Source organism: Streptomyces rapamycinicus NRRL 5491 (assembly GCF_024298965.1).
In the GTDB taxonomy this organism is placed as follows: domain Bacteria; phylum Actinomycetota; class Actinomycetes; order Streptomycetales; family Streptomycetaceae; genus Streptomyces; species Streptomyces rapamycinicus.
This window is the reverse complement of record NZ_CP085193.1, coordinates 12,281,170-12,297,872: the sequence shown is the minus strand read 5'-3', so window position 1 is coordinate 12,297,872 and position 16,703 is coordinate 12,281,170. Positions and strand designations below refer to the sequence as shown.

The 16,703-nt window shown below is 69.9% G+C and carries 15 protein-coding genes and 2 pseudogenes; 11 read left to right on the top strand and 6 right to left on the bottom strand.

Annotated elements, in window-relative coordinates:
- The first annotated feature begins 4 nt into the window (after positions 1 to 4).
- From LIV37_RS50805 to LIV37_RS50795, 3 genes are read left to right on the top strand one after another with little or no spacing between them, the layout of a single operon-like run.
- The gene (locus tag LIV37_RS50805) at positions 5 to 853 is read left to right on the top strand and encodes an NAD(P)H-binding protein (RefSeq protein WP_020874847.1); all 849 of its coding nucleotides are present in this window, start codon (positions 5 to 7) and stop codon (positions 851 to 853) included.
- Positions 850 to 2,430: a bifunctional 3-(3-hydroxy-phenyl)propionate/3-hydroxycinnamic acid hydroxylase MhpA gene (gene mhpA, locus LIV37_RS50800; protein ID WP_020874846.1), complete on the top strand. Its 1,581-nt coding sequence runs from the start codon at positions 850 to 852 to the stop codon at positions 2,428 to 2,430. Before LIV37_RS50805 ends, mhpA begins: the two co-directional genes overlap by 4 nt.
- Positions 2,427 to 2,828, top strand: a complete 402-nt coding sequence (locus tag LIV37_RS50795; protein ID WP_020874845.1) for a hypothetical protein — start codon at positions 2,427 to 2,429, stop codon at positions 2,826 to 2,828. Before mhpA ends, LIV37_RS50795 begins: the two co-directional genes overlap by 4 nt.
- Positions 2,829 to 2,960: 132 nt before the next feature.
- Here the strand turns inward: LIV37_RS50795 and LIV37_RS50790 are convergent, their stop codons facing one another.
- On the bottom strand, positions 2,961 to 5,549 hold the full coding sequence (locus LIV37_RS50790; RefSeq protein WP_020874844.1) for an ATP-binding protein: 2,589 nt from the start codon (positions 5,547 to 5,549) through the stop codon (positions 2,961 to 2,963).
- 780 nt (positions 5,550 to 6,329) lie between these two features.
- On the bottom strand, positions 6,330 to 6,923 hold the full coding sequence (locus LIV37_RS50785) for a TetR/AcrR family transcriptional regulator (protein WP_020874843.1): 594 nt from the start codon (positions 6,921 to 6,923) through the stop codon (positions 6,330 to 6,332).
- An 86-nt stretch (positions 6,924 to 7,009) separates the two neighbouring features.
- Here LIV37_RS50785 and LIV37_RS50780 point away from each other — a divergent pair, with 86 nt between their 5' ends.
- The 4 genes and pseudogenes from LIV37_RS50780 (at position 7,010) to LIV37_RS50765 (ending at position 9,824) form a co-directional block, all read left to right on the top strand.
- Positions 7,010 to 7,435, top strand: a complete 426-nt coding sequence (locus tag LIV37_RS50780; RefSeq protein ID WP_020874842.1) for a nuclear transport factor 2 family protein — start codon at positions 7,010 to 7,012, stop codon at positions 7,433 to 7,435.
- Positions 7,432 to 7,650, top strand: a pseudogene (locus LIV37_RS50775) (SDR family oxidoreductase); the annotation flags it as partial. The gene LIV37_RS50780 and the pseudogene LIV37_RS50775, both read left to right, overlap by 4 nt.
- A 169-nt stretch (positions 7,651 to 7,819) precedes the next feature.
- Positions 7,820 to 8,503: a mycofactocin biosynthesis peptidyl-dipeptidase MftE gene (gene mftE / locus LIV37_RS50770; RefSeq protein ID WP_202979684.1), complete on the top strand. Its 684-nt coding sequence runs from the start codon at positions 7,820 to 7,822 to the stop codon at positions 8,501 to 8,503.
- Between the two features lie 79 nt (positions 8,504 to 8,582).
- Complete coding sequence (locus LIV37_RS50765) at positions 8,583 to 9,824, top strand: cytochrome P450 family protein (protein WP_020874839.1); 1,242 nt, start codon at positions 8,583 to 8,585, stop codon at positions 9,822 to 9,824.
- A 28-nt stretch (positions 9,825 to 9,852) separates the two neighbouring features.
- Here LIV37_RS50765 and LIV37_RS50760 read toward each other — a convergent pair whose 3' ends face one another.
- The 3 genes from LIV37_RS50760 to LIV37_RS50750 all read right to left on the bottom strand — a co-directional run bounded on the left by LIV37_RS50760 (position 9,853) and on the right by LIV37_RS50750 (position 13,516).
- A complete protein-coding gene (locus LIV37_RS50760) occupies positions 9,853 to 10,065 on the bottom strand; it encodes a hypothetical protein (RefSeq protein ID WP_121826397.1) in 213 nt (70 codons plus the stop codon).
- A 238-nt stretch (positions 10,066 to 10,303) separates the two neighbouring features.
- Positions 10,304 to 12,385: a P-loop NTPase family protein gene (locus LIV37_RS50755; protein WP_148717912.1), complete on the bottom strand. Its 2,082-nt coding sequence runs from the start codon at positions 12,383 to 12,385 to the stop codon at positions 10,304 to 10,306.
- A gap of 291 nt (positions 12,386 to 12,676) precedes the next feature.
- Positions 12,677 to 13,516 (bottom strand): SDR family NAD(P)-dependent oxidoreductase, encoded by an 840-nt coding sequence (locus LIV37_RS50750; RefSeq protein ID WP_121826400.1) that lies wholly within the window; start codon positions 13,514 to 13,516, stop codon positions 12,677 to 12,679.
- Positions 13,517 to 13,750: 234 nt separating this feature from the next.
- On the opposite strand from LIV37_RS50750, the gene LIV37_RS50745 reads away from it, so the two are divergent.
- The 3 genes and pseudogenes from LIV37_RS50745 to LIV37_RS50735 all read left to right on the top strand — a co-directional run.
- A complete protein-coding gene (locus LIV37_RS50745) occupies positions 13,751 to 14,032 on the top strand; it encodes an Atu4866 domain-containing protein (RefSeq protein ID WP_020874835.1) in 282 nt (93 codons plus the stop codon).
- A gap of 1 nt (position 14,033) precedes the next feature.
- Complete coding sequence (locus tag LIV37_RS50740) at positions 14,034 to 14,435, top strand: SRPBCC family protein (protein WP_020874834.1); 402 nt, start codon at positions 14,034 to 14,036, stop codon at positions 14,433 to 14,435.
- A gap of 131 nt (positions 14,436 to 14,566) precedes the next feature.
- Positions 14,567 to 14,741: pseudogene (locus LIV37_RS50735) on the top strand (VWA domain-containing protein); the annotation flags it as partial.
- 74 nt (positions 14,742 to 14,815) lie between these two features.
- Here the strand turns inward: LIV37_RS50735 and LIV37_RS50730 are convergent.
- Positions 14,816 to 15,262, bottom strand: coding sequence for a nuclear transport factor 2-like protein (locus LIV37_RS50730; protein ID WP_121826401.1), 447 nt, complete (start codon positions 15,260 to 15,262; stop codon positions 14,816 to 14,818).
- A 396-nt stretch (positions 15,263 to 15,658) separates the two neighbouring features.
- Between LIV37_RS50730 and LIV37_RS50725 the strand changes: the two genes are divergently transcribed.
- Positions 15,659 to 16,384, top strand: coding sequence for a dienelactone hydrolase family protein (locus tag LIV37_RS50725; RefSeq protein WP_020874831.1), 726 nt, complete (start codon positions 15,659 to 15,661; stop codon positions 16,382 to 16,384).
- Positions 16,385 to 16,703: the final 319 nt, after the last annotated feature.

The following is a 16,703-nucleotide window of genomic DNA, read 5'->3' as shown; positions in this document are numbered from 1 at the left end:
TCCCGTGATCTTGGTGACCGGTGCTACCGGGGCCGTGGGCGGCGAGGTCGTCGACCGGCTGCTGGAGCGTGGAGAGAAGGTCCGGGTGCTCACCCGGAACCCCGAGGGCGCCCGACGCTGGGCCAAGGCGGTGGACGTCGTCACCGGTGACCTGGCGGACCCCGGCTCGCTGGGCGCCGCGCTGGACGGGGTGGAGCGGGCGTTCCTGCTCCTGGTGCTGCCCGGGGTCCCGCAGGCCGGGCCGATCGTGGCCGCGGTGCGCGACGCGGGCGTGCGGCATGTGGCGCTGCTGTCCTCGATCCGGGCCGGCAGCGCGCGGGACAGCGCCATCAAGCAGGTCAACCTGGCGGCGGAGGCGGTGGTCCAGGGCTCCGGCCTGGACTGGACGGTGCTGCGCGGCGGCACGTTCATGTCCAACACGCTGCCGTGGGTGCCGTCGGTGCGCGCCGAGCGGGTGGTGCGGGCCTTCGGCGGGGACTTCCGCAGCTCGGCGGTGGACCCCCGGGACGTGGGCGAGGTGGCCGCCCGGGTGCTGGCGGATCCGGCCCCGCACCGGTCTCGTGTGCACACGCTGACCGGCGGCGAGGTGATCACGGTCGCCGAGCAGGTGACCGTGCTCGCCGACCTGCTCGGCGAGCCGGTGGCGTTCGAGGAACTGCCGGAGGCGCTGGCCCGGGCGGCGATGGTGGACCGACTGCACTACCCGCCGGCGGTCGCCGACGCGATGCTGACCATGTTGCGCAACACCGACGAGAGCCTGGTGCGGGTCGACGGTGCGGTGGCGGAAGTACTGGGCCGACCGCCGCGGTCGTACCGGGAGTGGGCCGCCGACCACATCGAGGCGTTCCGGTGAAAACCGACTGCGACGTGCTGGTGGTCGGCTGGGGCCCGGTCGGCCAGCTGACGGCGACGCTGCTGGCCCAAGAGGGCTGGCGGGTGACCGTGCTGGAGCGCTACGAGCGGCCGTACCCCTTCCCGCGGGCGGTGCACTTCGACGGGGAGACCGCGCGGTACCTGGCGGCCGCCGGGATCGGGGACCGGCTGCACGAGGTCGGGGACCCGGCGGTCGACTACGAGTTCCACACCGCCGACGGCCAGGTGCTGATGCGCCTGGAGCTGGCCGGCGACCCGCCCGGCTCGGCCGGCTGGCCGAGGTCGGTGGTCTTCCACCAGCCGGCGCTGGAGCGGGTGTTGCAGGAAAGGGCCGAGCGGCTGCCGAACCTGCGGCTGCTGCGCGGCGTGGAGGTGACCGACTGCGTCGAACGGGATGACCATGTGGAGGTCACCGCCGGCCGGCGCCAGGTCACCGCCTCCTGGGTAGTGGGCTGCGACGGCGCGAACAGCGCGGTGCGCCGTGCCATCGGATCCACGGTGACCGGCCTGGGGTTCTTCTACGACTGGCTGCTCTGCGACCTGGTGCTGAACGAGCCACGCGAGTTCCGGCCGAACAACCTCCAGATCTGCGACCCGGCCCGGCCGACCACGGTGGTCTCCGGCGGCTTGGAACACCGCCGTTGGGAATTCATGCGGCTGCCGGGTGAGAGCATCGAGGAGCTGAACCGGCCGGAGACCGCCTGGCGGCTGCTGGAAGCGCACGGCATAACCCCGGACAACGCCACCATGCACCGGCACTCGGTGTACACCTTCAGCGCGCAGTGGGTGGACCAGTGGCGGCGCGGCCGGATCCTGCTGGCCGGGGACGCCGCGCATCTGATGCCCCCGTTCGCCGGCCAGGGCATGTGCGCCGGCATCCGGGACGCGGCCAACCTGACCTGGAAGCTGGACCTGGTGCTGCGCGGCCGCGGCGCTCCGGCGCTGCTGGAGAGCTATGCGGTCGAACGCGCAGGCCACCTACGGCACTTCATCGGCTACGCGATCGAGCTGGGCAAGATGGTGTGCGAACTGGATCCGGCAGCTGCCGCGGTGCGCGACACCATGCTGCTGGCCCGGGCGGCCGACCCGGAGGCCGAGAAGCCGCCGCAGCTCAGCGGGGTGCCGCTGAACGAGGGGCTGCTGTCCGGGGCGGGCCCCGGCGCGGGCGCATACATGCCGCAGGGCCGGGTGACCGGCACCGCCGGCACTGGACGCTTCGACGACGTGGCCGGGCGCGGCTTCGTATTCCTGACCGATCAGGACCCGGCGGCGCTGCTGGACGACGCCGACCGGGAGTTCCTGGCCGACATCGGGACCCGCCTGGTGCGGGTGGTGCCGGCCGGGACACCGGTGGGCGAGGGCGAAGTGGCCGACGACGACGGGGTGTATCTGCCGTTCCTGGCCGAGTCCTCGGCGGTCGCGCTGGTGGTGCGGCCGGACTTCTACGTCTTCGGATCCGCCGCCGACCGTGTCTCGGCGGCGGAACTGGTGGGCGACCTGCGTCGCGGTCTGCTGTCCGCGACGCCGCAACGATCACTCTCGGGAGGACCCGTATGACCGCCACACACCTGTCCCTGTGGGAGAAGTGGACGAACCTCTGGTACAACCAGCTGGACCTGACGGATGAGATCATCTCGCCCGGGTTCAAGCTGTGCCTGGAGTCCGACCGCGACCTCGACGCCATCAACGACGCGCAGTCGGTCCGCCGGTGGGTGATCGCGGTGAACGCGGTCTTCCAGGAGGCGAAGTTCACCGCCCTGGTCGGGCCGATCATCACGGACGAGTACATCACCACGCACTGGAGCGTGATCGGCAAGCTGGGTCCGGGAGCGGGCGAACTCGGGCCGGAGGGCGCCACGTTCACCCGGGTCCTGACCGAGATCCTCAAGGTGGAGAACGGTCTGATCACCGAGTGCTGGGCGTCCTGCGACCCGGTCAAGGTGCTCACCGACTGAGATGCCGCCGCCCGGTGGGCCGGCCCCACCCGTCGGTGGGCCCACGGGTACAGGTGCCGGCCGCCGGTGGTCCGGGGCGGCCCCGGGGAACAGCCCGCGACCACCGCGCGGCCGGAACCGGCGGCCCCGCCATCAGCCGGCCCGGAGCGCCCCGGCCCGGCGGTCGGCACCGGACCGGGTGGCCTTCGGTAACTGGGCGTGCGCCACGTCCCGGATCACCGGATGCGCGAAGGTGTAGCCCCTCCCGTCGAGCTCGCGCACCAGCAGGTGCCGCCGGGTCAGTTCGTCCAGGCAGCCCCGTACCACCTCCACGGTGCGGCAGCCGAGCGCGGCCACGGTGTCCGGCACGATGGGCCCGGACACCAGGGTGGCCTCCTTCAGGACCTCTTTCTCCTCGGGCTCGAGGCGGTCGAGCCTCGCGGCGACCACCCGGTAGATCCGGGCCGGTAACCGGCCCTCCGGGGCGCCATCCGGCTCGTGCAGCCGCTGCCGGGCGAACTCGATGGCGAACATGGGGTTGCCGCCGATCCGGTCGAACAACTCCGGGGTCAGACCGGCGCCGTCACCCTCTTCCTCGCGCCGCAGCACCGATGCCCACAGCTCCCGGACCGCGGCGTCGGTCAGCCGGTCCAGCGTCATCGTGGTGGATGCCCGGGAACACACACGGCGGCTGGCGAGCTGCGGCCGGGCCGTGGAGATCAGCAGCAGTGGGATGGCAGCGACCCGCCCGGCGAGCAGGCCGAGGAACCGCAACAGGTCGTCGTCGGCCGCGTGCAGATCCTCCACCACGAGCACCACCGGGAGTTCACCGGCGATCTGGGTGAGCAGGTCCACGACGGCGGCGTGCACCGCGCCGTCGTCCGGCCCGCCGCGCACCCGGCCGCCCGGGACGAACAGCGGGAGCAGGCCGCGGGTCAGCGACCGGGCCGCCGAACCCTCGCCGAGCAGTCCGCTCACCGCGGCGGTCACCTCGGCCTCGGCCTCCTCAGGCGTGCAGCCGTGGGACAGCCCGGCCCAGGAGGCGACCAGGGCCGTGAGCGGATCGGCGGTGGCGGTCCGCAGGCCGTGCACCGTGCCGGTCCGCAGTACCTTGGCCCGGTCGGGGCTGCGCCGAATCAGCCGGGCGAGTTCCAGCACCAGACGGCTCTTGCCCATGCCCGCCTCGCCGACCAGGGTCAGGATCCGCCCACGCCCCCGCCGCACCACCAGGTCGAGGTGCTCCTGGAGGATCATCAGATCGTGGTCCCGGTCGACCAGCGGCGGCCGCGGGATGTCGACGTGGTACGGCGGGTCGCCGCGCAGCCCGGTCGCGCGCCACAGCGGCGGACCGGTAGGCGAGGAGTACGGGACGGGGTCGTGGATGAGGTCGGCGCCCCCGCTGCGCCGGGTCGCCTCACAGATCCACACCGTGTCCGGCAGCAGCGACCAGACCCGGCGCAGACAGGTGTCGATCGCCGGGCTCACCACCAGCGGCGCCACGCCGTGCGTTTTGATCAGGATCTCCTCGGTGTTGACCGACAAGCGCACGGCGACCGTCAGGGGGCCGACGTCCTCCCGGGCAGCGAAGCGATCGCGCACCACCAGCGCGGTACGGACCGCGGTCAGCATGTCCTGTTCACCGGTGCGCGGGACGCCGAACACCGCCTGGACCGCGGAGCCGGTACAGCACACGACGGTGCCCCCGGCGAGCTCCGCCTCGGCGCGGACCGCGGCAGCCAGGTCGGCGAGCAGGTCGTCCACGTCCTCCGGGTCCACCTCGTGGCCGAGGTCGAACGACGTGGTGAGGATGGAGACGAGCTTGCGCTCCCCGGTCGAGGCGGTCGGCCTGGGGGGCGGCGCGACCGGTTCGCCCCCGGCCCGGCGGGCGGCCGACACCCGGTCCGGGACGGTCTCGACGGTCATCGGTTCCGGACGGACGTGCGCGGCGCCGGGGATCGTCAGGCGCAACTCGGGCTCGCCGGCCGGGTGCAGGGACACGTCATGGGCGAGAATGCGGGTCTCCAGCTCGCGCAGCTCCCGGGTGGGTTCCAGGGCAAGGTCGTCCATCAACACCTTGCGAGTCCGCTGGTAGGCGCGGAGCGCGTCGACCTGCCTGCCGCAGCGGTAGAGCGCGATCATCAACAGCCGGCAGGCGCGCTCCCGGTGCGGCTCCGCAGCGACCAACTGGTCGAGCTCCGCCACCTGTTCGTGGTGATGGCCGACGGCGATCTCCGCCTCCAGGTAGTCCTCCAGAGTGGTCAGCCGCTTTTCTTGGAGTGCGACCAGCCGAGGCCAGGTGATGCCGGTGTCGGTCAGATCCTCCAGCGCCGGGCCCCGCCACAGATCGAGCGCCTCGCGCAGGGTCCGGGTGGCCTCGGCGCGCCGGCCGTCGGCCAGCGCCTCACGGCCGATCCGGGTCAGTCGCTCGAAACGAAGCAGGTCGACCATGCTCTCGTCCACCCGCAGGAGGTATCCGGGCGAGTGGGTCAACAGCGCACAGGACGTGGCGAGATCGTGCTCGGCGAGCAGGCTCCGGATCCATGACACGGTGTTCTGGAGCATCTTGCGCGCGGTCGACGGGGCTCCCTGAGGCCAGATCACCTTGATCATCTGACTGGTCGCGACCACCTCGTTCGCGTGCACCAGCAGGTACCCCAGAACCGCGCGCTTCTTGGGACCGCCCATCGGCAGGATAGCGCCATCACTGACCACCTGGAGCGGGCCGAGAACGTTGAATCGCACATTTTTCCTAATTTTTGACATCGCCTACATAACAGGAGCTCGGACCTCGGCCACGCCGATGGCGGAATCGACTTTCAAGGCGTTTGCGATAAGTGAGCTTGCATGGTCCACGGGTCGGCGCCGCTCCGATTCGTCGCGCGCACTGACGTGGACCAGAGATGCCGAACGGCGGGCAGCCGTCTGACCCCAGGCGCTATGGCGATTTTAAGGTGAACGCTTTAAATAAATCACTAAAGCCGAGGGAAGAGGCGAAGTTCGCGGTGGCGACCCGCACGGGCTGACGCCGTGACCGTGCGCCGACGGACCAGGCGCACGAGCCTGTCACTCGTACGCGATCCGTTGGGACCACGTAGCCAAGGCCCTCGGGTGTGAGCGTCCGCACCGCCATGGTCTCGTTGATGTCGGCGTTCGCCTTCACGGCCGCTTCGTAGGCAGTACAGCCCGAGGCTGAGTGATGGGTGGCCGCTTTCAAGGGTCATGACGGTTTCCGGTTCTGTGTGAGGTGCCGAGCGGAGCACCTCCATGGTGCGCCGGACGCGGCGGACACAGAAGGCACTGAATTTCCTAGGTTCGCCGTACCCAGGATGTCGGCGCGCCCAGGAAGTGCCAACCACGGACGAGCGTCCCTCGTCAGCGCCACCCACGGGGCCGCGTTCGACGAACTCGCCGAGCGCTCGGGGCCGCAGCACGGAGTGCGGCATGTCGTCAGCGATGACCGACGGTCGGCCACCGCGCTTGCCTGCACGGGCGCGGTGGCCGAGCCCTTCCAGGGCTCGGCGGTCAGTCCCTGCCGGCGCGAGTGGCCAGGACTCTGGCGGCGAAGTTCACCAGGTGCGCACGCATTCTTTCGCGCGGCACGCGCTCCTGTTCGACCAGGTGCTCGACGAGGTCGGCTCGGGTGGCGGCGAGCAGGGCGTGGGCGATGAAGTCGCTGTCGGTCAGGCCGGGGATCCGCCTCAGTACGGCCTGGAGCAGGCCGTGCCACCGCTGGTAATGCTCCGCCCGGTACGGGGTGCCGCTCCCGCTTTCCTCCAGAGCCAGCGCGAGGCGGCGGTTGTCGAGTTTGAAGCACAGCAAGGCGTCGAGCAAGGCGGGCACGCGCTCCTGTGGCGGGGTGCCGGGCCCCAAGGGCGGCGGACCGGCTTCGACGGCCTCCCTGATCGGTTCGAGCCGCGCCTCGTACAGCGCGCGAAGCAGCGCGGCACGATCACCGAAGGCCCGGAAAAGGGTGCCCTTACCAACTCCGGCCGCCGCCGCTACATCGGCCATGGTGACGTCCTCAGGACTCTCCCGGCGGGCGAAGAGGGCATCGGCGGCCGCGAGGACGGCCTCCCGGTTACGGGTGGCGTCCTTGCGAGGCTTGCGCTCGGGCATGCCGCTCCTCCATTTGCAAAACGGACCCGGGGTCCGTATCGTCAAAGCGGACCACGGGTCCGAATATTACAAGACGGAGGACACCCATGTCTGCACCGACTTCTCCGGCGGAGCTCTACCGCCACGGCCTGAGGCTGCTGCTGGACAAGAACATCGACGGCCGGGTCGGCCTGTGGGCCGAGGACGGCGTCATGGAGTTCCCCTTCGCTCCCCAGGGCTGGCCCACGCGCCTGGACGGCAAGGAGGCGATCGCCGCCTACATGCGCCACTATCCCGACCACGTCGATGTGCACGACTTCCCGGATCTGCGGATCCACCAGACCACCGACCCGGAGACCACCGTGGTCGAGATGCGTGGCGTGGGCCGTCTGGTGGAGACCGACCGCCCCTTCGACATGACCTACATCGCCGTCGTCACGGTCAAGGACGGGCGCATCGCCTCCTACCGCGACTACTGGAACCCCCTCGCCGTCCTCGAACCCGGCACCGACTTCACCGGGAGCGACCGATGACCACCGGCACCACTTTGGTCATCGGCGCCACTGGCGCCACCGGTAGCCGCACCGTCGCGCAGCTGACCGCCACCGGTTACCGCGTCAAAGCCGCCAGCCGGCACGCCACCCCGGTCCCCGGCGCCGAGCCGGTCGCCTTCGACTGGTACGACCACGCGACCCACGCCGCCGCTCTCGACGGAGCCGACCGTGTCTACCTCATACCGCCGAGGGGTGTTCGCACGGCCACGAACTCGACCCGGCGCGTTGGACCGCGCTCCGCATCGCCGACGACCTCGCCTACGGCGCCGGTGTGTGGACCGGTTGTCTCCGTCACCGTGTCATGACCCCGCTGCTGCCACGTCTCACCAACTGGCCAGGACGCACCCCATGAACCTCGGCGGCATGCGCTCCCCGCAATTCGCCGGGCGCGGCGAAGATCTGGTGCTGGCCGTTCCGATCGGCGCGACCGAACAGCACGGATCCCATCTCCCACTCGACACCGATACGGCCATCGCCGCCGAACTGTGCCGACGCCTCGCGACACGGGTGACGGACATCGTGGTGGCACCCGCCATCCCCTACGGCTCCAGCGGGGAGCACGCCGGGTTTCCCCGCACGTTGTCCATCCGCCATGACGCCCTCGAACTCCTTCTCGTCGAACTCGTCCGCTCCGCCGACCACTTCCACGGCGTCGTCCTCGTCAACGCCCACGGCGGCAATCACCAGCCCCTGCGGGCAGCCGCCCGCACCCTCCACGCCGAGGGTCGGCGAGTACTGGCCTGGGCCCCCTCCTCCGACCCTGGCGACGACAGCCACGCCGGACACACCGAAACCTCGGTCATGCTCCGGCTCCACCCCGAGGACGTCGTGCCCGAACTGGCGGAGCCGGGCAACACCCAGCCGCTCTCCGGCCTCATAGGCCGCCTTCGGGCCCATGGGGTCGCCGCCGTCAGTCCGAACGGCGTGCTCGGCGACCCCACCGACGCCGACCCGGCCCACGGGGAGACCGTCCTTCGGCGATGGACCGGCTCCCTGGTCACGGAGGTCACCCGCTGGAGGGGGCCCGCCGCCGATGCTCCCTCCTAGGTGATGCTCGGTGCGCTGACCCGCACCTGACCCCCAAACGCTCTGGTGGCTGAGCGCGTCCCCGGCCGAGGGTCGTGTCATGACCACGCGCCATCTCATCGACCCCGCTCAGGACCCCGTCCCCGTGGGCACCCCTGAATTCAAAGCGCACGCGCACGAGCGCTACGCGCGGTTGCGTTCCCTCGCGCCCATTCACCGGGTACGTCTGGCCGACTCCTCGGTGAGCTGGCTCGTGGTGGGGTACGACCTCGCCCGCGAAGCGCTCGCTCATCCGAAGCTCAGCAAGAACCCCGAACCGTACGCGGAGGCCATGCGGGCCGCGGGCCGGGAGATCCTGCTGGCCGGTACCGGCTTCGGCGGCAACATACTGATGGCCGATCCGCCGGAACACACCCGGCTGCGCCGTCTGGTCGCCGGCGCCTTCACGTCCGGGGCCACGGAGAGGCTCGCTCCGAGGATCGAGGAGCTGGCACACGAGCTGATCGACGCCATCGCTGACCGCGGGGAGGCCGACCTGGTGGCCTCGTACACCGGGCCCCTGCCCATGGCGGTCATATGCGAGCTGCTCGGCGTCCCCGCGCAGCGACAAGCCGATCTGCAAGCCTGGACCCGCACGGCCATGGGTAACCCCTCGGCGCCGCAGCGGTCGAGTCTGCTCGCGCTCAACGCCTACCTGGGGGACCTCCTGGAGGTCAAGCGGCAAAGCCCGGCCAACGATCTGCTCTCGCGGCTCATCGCGGTCCGTGACCAGGACGGTGGCCGGCTCTCCGAAGCCGAACTGCTCGGCACGACCGTCATCCTGGTCGTGGCGGGGCACGAGACCACGGTCAACCTGCTCGGCAACGCCGTGGTCGCGCTGCTGCGCCATCCCGACCAGGCGTGCGCGCTGCGAGCGCGGCCGGAGCTCGTTCCCGGAGCCGTGGAGGAGTTCCTGCGGTTCGACGCCTCCGTGGAGACGACCCCCGCGCGTTTCACCACCGCAACCTTCACGCTCGGCGGCCAGACCGTCAAAGCGGGAGACACCGTCGTCGTCGCTCTCGCGTCAGCGGGACGGGACGCGCCGGTGGAGCCGGGAGGCGACCCCGATCGGCTGGACGTGGGGCGAGCGTCGCCCCGGCACCTGTCCTTCGGCCATGGGATCCACCACTGCATCGGTGCTCCTCTCGCCCGGCTGGAGGGGGCCATAGCGCTTCAGGCCTTGCTCGCCCGGTTGCCCGACCTGCGCTGGGCCGACCCGGCCCACGAGGTGGAGTGGCTGCCCACCGGCATCACGCGCGGACCCGTGCGGCTCCCGGTCCGTTTCACTCCGGCAGAGCGCTGACCGGCGTCAGCGACCTGCCGGAGTGCCATCACTCCCCCGTGTCGTCACCGCCATCGGCACGTTCTTCCCGGAGAATGCCGCGGGCGATGATCGTCACCCATAACCCTCCCACCATGGTCCCCACGCCGAGGCCGATATCACCACGCCATAGGGACGGGATCGCGACCAGGAGGGTGATCAGAAGTATGGCGGCGGTTGTCGCGCCGGCCAGAACCGAGGTCTTCCTGCGCACACCGTTCATTGATTCTCCACGTCTATGGGACGTCCGTAACCGGCCATGTGGCGTTCCGACGACGCCCTGCCTGCTGGTGGGATCGCACGTCCACACCCGGCTCTCACCCCCTCCATCACCTGGCGGAGTCGCTCCGATTCCTTGCCGTGAGGGGTGAGGGGTGAGGGGTGAGGGGTGAGGGGAGCCTCTCAGCGAGTGCTGGGCGCCGCAGTTCGGCCGTGTGAGCCAGGTTTCAACAACCTCGCGCTCAGCCACCAGGTCGCATCCGGTTCACAACCGGTTCACGCCGCGGGTCAGCGCCGTGGAGTTCCTGGTTCCAGAGGTCTTCGGTGAGCCGTTCCATACCGCGCGCGAGGTGACGGCGGTACGTGCTCAGCGAGACGCCGAGCCGCCGAGCGCGTGCTTCTCTCGTGGTGGCTCCACGCATGAACGTCGCGGCCACGGCCCGGTGCCAGGCTGCCGCGTCCGGATCGGCACCCAGAGCGTCGACGGCATCGGTGATCACTTCCCGAACCGCTGCCACCGGGTCGTTCTCCGGATGCCCGGAGACGAGCCGACTCCTCGTGAGGGGGTTGTCGGCGAGGTCACCCCTGCGATGCCAGGCGTTGAGGGCCTCCCGCACCGCCAGCCCGAACTGCTCTCGGGTCAGCACAGCCAACGGCCCCGGCGCTGATTCCGCCACGGCGGCAGGCTGGGCGACCGGCTCCGCCAGCTCGACGAGCCCGCTCACCTCCAGCCATCGCTGCACCGAGACCGTCCGCCAGTCGTGGGCGTACACGGTGTAGTGGTGTTCCCCGACGCTCACCGGCTGTACCAGCGGGCGCTGATCGATGTAGGTCATCAGGCGCTGCCAGAAGGGACTCTCGGCCATGACGACGAAAGACCAGGCGAGTTTCTCCCCGTGGATGAATTCCGCGAGGATCCGGTGGATCATCAGGTCCATGATCGGCGAGGGACGCTGGTAGGCGTCGGGGTCCACCATGTACCTGGCGATGGCGAGATGCTCGCCCGAGCGAAGAGGCCGCCGAGACCTGGCGTGCCGCCAGCACGCGGCCGTCATCGGGTCCCGGGCCACCTCTTCGTCCAGTGGGAGGCTCAGCCTCAGCCACCCGGCCACGGCGACCGCTTCCCCGTCCCTGCGGTAGACGCGGAACGCGGTGGGCTGCCGGTCCAGCCAGAAGGCCGCGATGTGGGCCGATTCCGCTCCCTCGGCCACTTCGATCAGGCTCAGTACCGCTCCGCGATCGCTCGGGCGGTAGGTGTCCTCATGCACTCCGTCCGGGCTTTTCCAGGTGATGAAACGGGATACGAACCCGTTGTGGCGATGCAGGTACGTCAGGGCGAGGGTGGCCGGGATGACGGCCGTAGTAGTCGCGTCCCGGGCCTGTTCGACCAGATGGCGGCGTATTTTTCCATGCGCCGTCTCGTATCCCGTCCGATCACGCCAGCGGTGATCGGAGTCGATGACCTCCCGTATCAACTCCCACGGATAGACACCATTCGCTCCCGACTCCACGTACGGGAGCCTTCGAAGCCAGTCAAAGGCTCTGGACGCGTTCTCAGGAAGGACGGCCCGCAGCAGGCTCTCGTCCGTCGTCCGCGCATGGGCGCACACCTCCAGTGCCTGGCGGTGCGTCGGCGAGGGCAGTTCTCCGACGATGAGATCCATCAACTGCCGGGCCAGCGGCGGCGTCAGCTGCCAGCCTCGACTGTGTTGTCCCTCTCGTACGGCGGCTGCCGCAAGGCCGAGAGCGAGCGGGTAGCCGCGAGCGAAACCGAGCACGTCCTCGTGCCATGCGGTCGGCACCCCGGCACTCTGGAGACACCGGGCGGCCTCTCCGGGGAGCAAGGGTCCCAGACGGCGTACCACAAGAGCCCGGCTCCAGCCGAGGTCCAGGTGCCAGGCCGACGCGGGCGGAAGCCGAGCGGCGATGACCGCGACGGCACCGACAGGCAGCCGCGGGAGAATTCCTTCGGCCAGCCACTCCTCGATCTTCGGGTATCTCTCGACGCCATCGACGAGGAGCAGACCGCCGGGATCGTCCGCTATCGCTTGTGCCTGGGCCAACGACGCATTCGTCGTCCCGCCCGGGCATCCCCTCACCTGGTAGACCGTGCGCTTGCGCAGCCGCGCTTCCGCACCGATGCGCTGAAGCAGTGCCGTCTTCCCGATTCCGCCGGGACCGTGGAAGAAGAAGACCGACGGAGCCGTTTCCCCGGCGCCCAAGGCGGCTCGAACCGCGTTTAACTCTTCGACACGTCCGAAGAAGGTGTCAGCACGAGCGGTCTCCAGACTTTCGGCGAGGTGCACAAGGCGATGACTGGTCACGTAGCGTGCTTTCCCTGTATGAGTTACGGGGCTGCTGCCGAGACATGAATTCGGGCACGGGTGAGGAATCTGATCCGGTCCCTGTTTCGACCCACGGCATTCTCGGTCCGGGACAGTGTCACGGGTAAGGGCCGAGGGTAGCCCCATCACACCCAGGCAAGGAGGAAACGTCGGCGTGGGGCAGCGAGGAACAGGGGGGTGAGGTTGACGTGGCGGGGGACGGCGGCCATGAAGGCGACCGTCTCGGCGATGTCGGCGGACTGGAGACAGTCGACCTGGTGCGGGATGGGCTCAGGCGGCGTCGTCGTGGGCGGTGGCGGCGGACTTCTCACGCCAGGGGGCGAGGTCGTCCTGGATCCGCTGGACCTTGACCTCCAGGCGCTCGAGAGTGTCGCGGCCCAGGTAGAGGTGGGTCGGCAGCTTCTCGCCACCCACGACCTCCACGATCAAGGCGGCGCCCTTGACGGGGTCGCCCAGCTGAGCGTGGTTGGCCTGGTCGATCCAGTCCAAGGTCACGTGGGCGGGAGTACCGTCGTAGTCGCTGATCCGCTGGGCCGCCACCGACAGGGAACTGCCGTCGAGGAAATCGGTACGGAACACACCCGGCTCGACCACCATCGACTGGATACCGAACGGGGCCATCTCCACCGACAGCGCCTCGCTGACGCCCGCCACGGCGAACTTCGAGGCCGAATACATGCTCACCCCCGGCTCACCCTCGAAACCGGAACGGGAACCGATATGGACCAGCTTGCCCGAACCCTGCCTGCGCATCACCGGCAGCACAGAACGGGTCACGTTGATCAGACCGAAGACATTCAGGTCGAACAGCGAACGGGCCTCGGCATCGGAGATCTCTTCCAGCGCACCCAGCAGACCACGTCCGGCATTGTTCACCAGAACATCGATACCGCCGAAACGGTCCACAGCGGCCCGCACAGCACCCGGAATGCTGTCATTGTCGGTCACGTCCAGCGCGACGGCCAGAACATTGGCCGCGTTCTTGAGGTCCTCCGGGATCCGGTCCGGATTACGGACCGCGACCACGACATTATCCCCGCCTGCGACCGCGGTCCGGGCGATTTCCGCGCCAAGCCCCCGGGAAGCACCGGTCACAAACCACGTAGCCATGAAAAGACTCTTTCCTGAGAAGGGTTTCATTCACCGGCGGATCGTCCGCCGGTGAAATCGAGTCTGCCCGTCGGGTCCAGGAGCAGGAAGGCCAAAGGTTTCCTGGGAGAACCACACCCAGGCTGTCCGGTGGCAGCGGACCGTCGGGAACACTGGGTGCGCGGCACCCAGGAAGCCCGCCCCCGGGGAGAGCGCGGCCTGGTTGGCCCTCGCCACCGGGCCGACCCTGGAGCCATGACGAGCAACGCCATGCCCCACCCTCCGCATCCGTACGTCGGGATGTGGGTGACCGCGGACGGATTCATCCGTCAGGAGCTCCTTGCCACCGGCCGCTACGACGAGGCCCGCGGCAACCGCAAGAGCGCTTACACCGGCAGCTACACCGTCACCGGCAATCACATCGACTACCGCGACGACACGGGCTTCACCGCCACCGGCGACGTCCGGGACGGCATTCTCTTCCACGAGCACCTGGTGCTCTACCGCCAAGGCGACCAGCGCGCCAAGGGAGTGTGACATGACCCAGCTCCACCTGAAGGTGGTCTCCGAGGCCACCCCGGACCAAGTGTGGGACCGCATCAGCGACTTCTACTCCATCCACACCTGGCAGCCCCTGATGACGGCCACCACCCCGGACCCGGAGCACGCCAACGCCCGCCGCATGACGCTGGCCGACGGTGGCACGGCAGTCGAGCAGCTCATCGAACAGACCGGCCGCTCCTGCCGCTACCGGCTCCTGAGCGGGCCCGTCCCCGTACGGGACTACGAAGCCGTCCTCGCCGTGCACGACAACCCGGACGCGGCGGGTGCTCTGATCACCTGGGACGCCACGTTCGAGCCGGACGGCGCCGACGAGGACACAGCCGTGGCCGTGATGACCGGGATCCTGCAGACCGGGCTGGACGCCCTTGCGCGATAGCCGGAATGTCCGTCGGTCTCGTTCCCGCCCCGGGGGACGAGACCGGCGCTGTCGCGCCCGTCCGGTGTCGGCTGCTGCAATCGATCGCCCCGTTCACGGACCGCGTGCGTCAGAAACGAGCGGGCGCGGTCATGTCCGGAGACCAGAACTACATCAATCACGTTGCCCTTGTACTCCAGCAGATCGCATACCCGACCCGCCGATCGAACGAACTGGACCAGGAACCCCGCGTCACGGTGTGCGTCTTCGCGGACAAGGTGGAGTGCGTCATCTACGACAAGGACGTGGCTGCGGATGCCGTCCATCTTCGTGGGCGACCGGCGACGAGGTCTACGGTCAGAACCCCGCAAAAGGCCAGGTCGGCCTGGACCGCTACCAGGTCAGCCACTGGACTTCCTGGCACCGCACATCACCCTGGCCATGCTCACGCTGGCCTTCCTCGCCGCCGTCGCCGTCAGTACGAAGCCCGATCGCAGCACCGACCCGTGCCGTCCGGTCCGCAGTAGCGACCCGATCGACCTGACCATCCCGGAGATCCACCACCTCACCGGCACGCTCTTCAGATCTGCGACCACGGCGCCGCACCGCCTTCTGACCTGGTCAATCCGGCGCAGACTCCACCAGGCGCAGGCTAGACGCAGCGCGCAGAGGGCGTCGACCGTGTTGGTGGCACGAGCGAGCCTGCGGTGGTCGATATATTCCCGCGACTCGACGATCAGCCCGTCGCAGATCCGGAAGACAATTATGCCCGGCGCGGCCCAGCCCGCGTCGCCGCGGTAAGTGACTCGCCGATGACCACCTCGGGGCCGGCAGGCGCCGTCGAGCATGACACGGAACGTCTCTTCGGGGCGGCCGTGCCGGTTGATGCGGACACGGCCGACAGGTCAGCGGTCAGCACGGTCAGCGCGCTTCAGGTCCGCGCCGACAGGGCAGCTTCCAGGCGCTCGTCCAGCTCGTCCGCGGCCAGCAGGCCGTCCCCCGCCGCTAGCGAGCGAAGGCGCATCCGATGGCTGCTCGTCCGGGGCGGGGTATGCCCCGGCGGAAGACCGGCAGGTCCACCTCCAGCACCGTGGCCAGGGCAGGTGATCCGAAACCGCTGCCGCGGGAACGGGGTTTGTGGCGGATCGTGAGCCATCGCCGCATTTCAGAGGAACACCCACGCTGTTCTGCCAGCGGCAGAACAGCGGCCCGACCGGACTCGACGATCACTACTGTCCAGTCGCATGACGACGATTACGACGCGCACGGTCGAGTACCCGGCCGACGGTCTGACGATGACCGGGCACCTCGCACTCCCGGCCGGAGTCGATCGCCGGCCCGCGGTGCTGCTCGGGCCAGAGGGCATGGGGCTCAGCGACGTCGAGCGCCGCAGGGCCGATGCTCTCGCCGAGCTGGGATACGTAGCGCTGGCCTTCGACCTTCACGGCGGGCGCTATTTGGGTGACCCCGAGGAGATGCTGGCCCGTTGTATGCCGCTGCTCGCCAGCCCCGACCGGATGCGGGGCATCGGTCATGCGGCGCTCGATGTGTTGCGCGCCGAGCCGCGGACCGACCCCGACCGGATCGCCGCCGTCGGCTACGGCACCGGGGGCGCCGTCGGGCTGGAACTCGGGCGCGACGGCGTCAACCTGCGCGCGATCGGGACAGTCAACGCGCTGACCACGGGCCGACCAGGCGAGGCGGCGCGCATTCGCTGCCCGGTGTGGGCCGGGGTCGGGTCGGAAGACCCGATCATGCCGCCCGCGCAACGGGGCGCGTTCACCGCCGAGATGCAGGCCGCGGGCGTCGACTGGCGCCTGGTGGTCTACGGCGGCGCCTTGCACGCCTTCCACCACCCGCCGGTCGACCACCCCGTGGTCCCCGGCGTCGGCTACCACCCACGGCACGCGCAGCGAGCCTGGCACGACGTCGTCGACCTGCTCGCCGAGTGCCTGACCGAAACGGAGTGATCTGGTCGACAACCGCGATTCCGGGCCGCGGACCAGGCCCGTCGACCGCCACCGGCTCCGGTGGTCTCACCCTCGACGCGGTCAGCGGCCGGCGGGATCGGCCTGCCGCCCGGGCCCGTGGGGAGGTGCAGGCAGCCGAACGAGATCAGGCGCATCGGGTGCATGCGGGGACTCTCCTGGGGTGTGGGAGTCGCGGGTGGGTCGGTGAAGACGGCATGCCGAGGTCGACCAGTTGGGGTCGGCCGTCGGCCGGGGCCCCGCTGAGGCTGAAGTCGCGCGCCCGGCCGGATCCAGTCGGGGCCTGGTAAAGGATCACCGA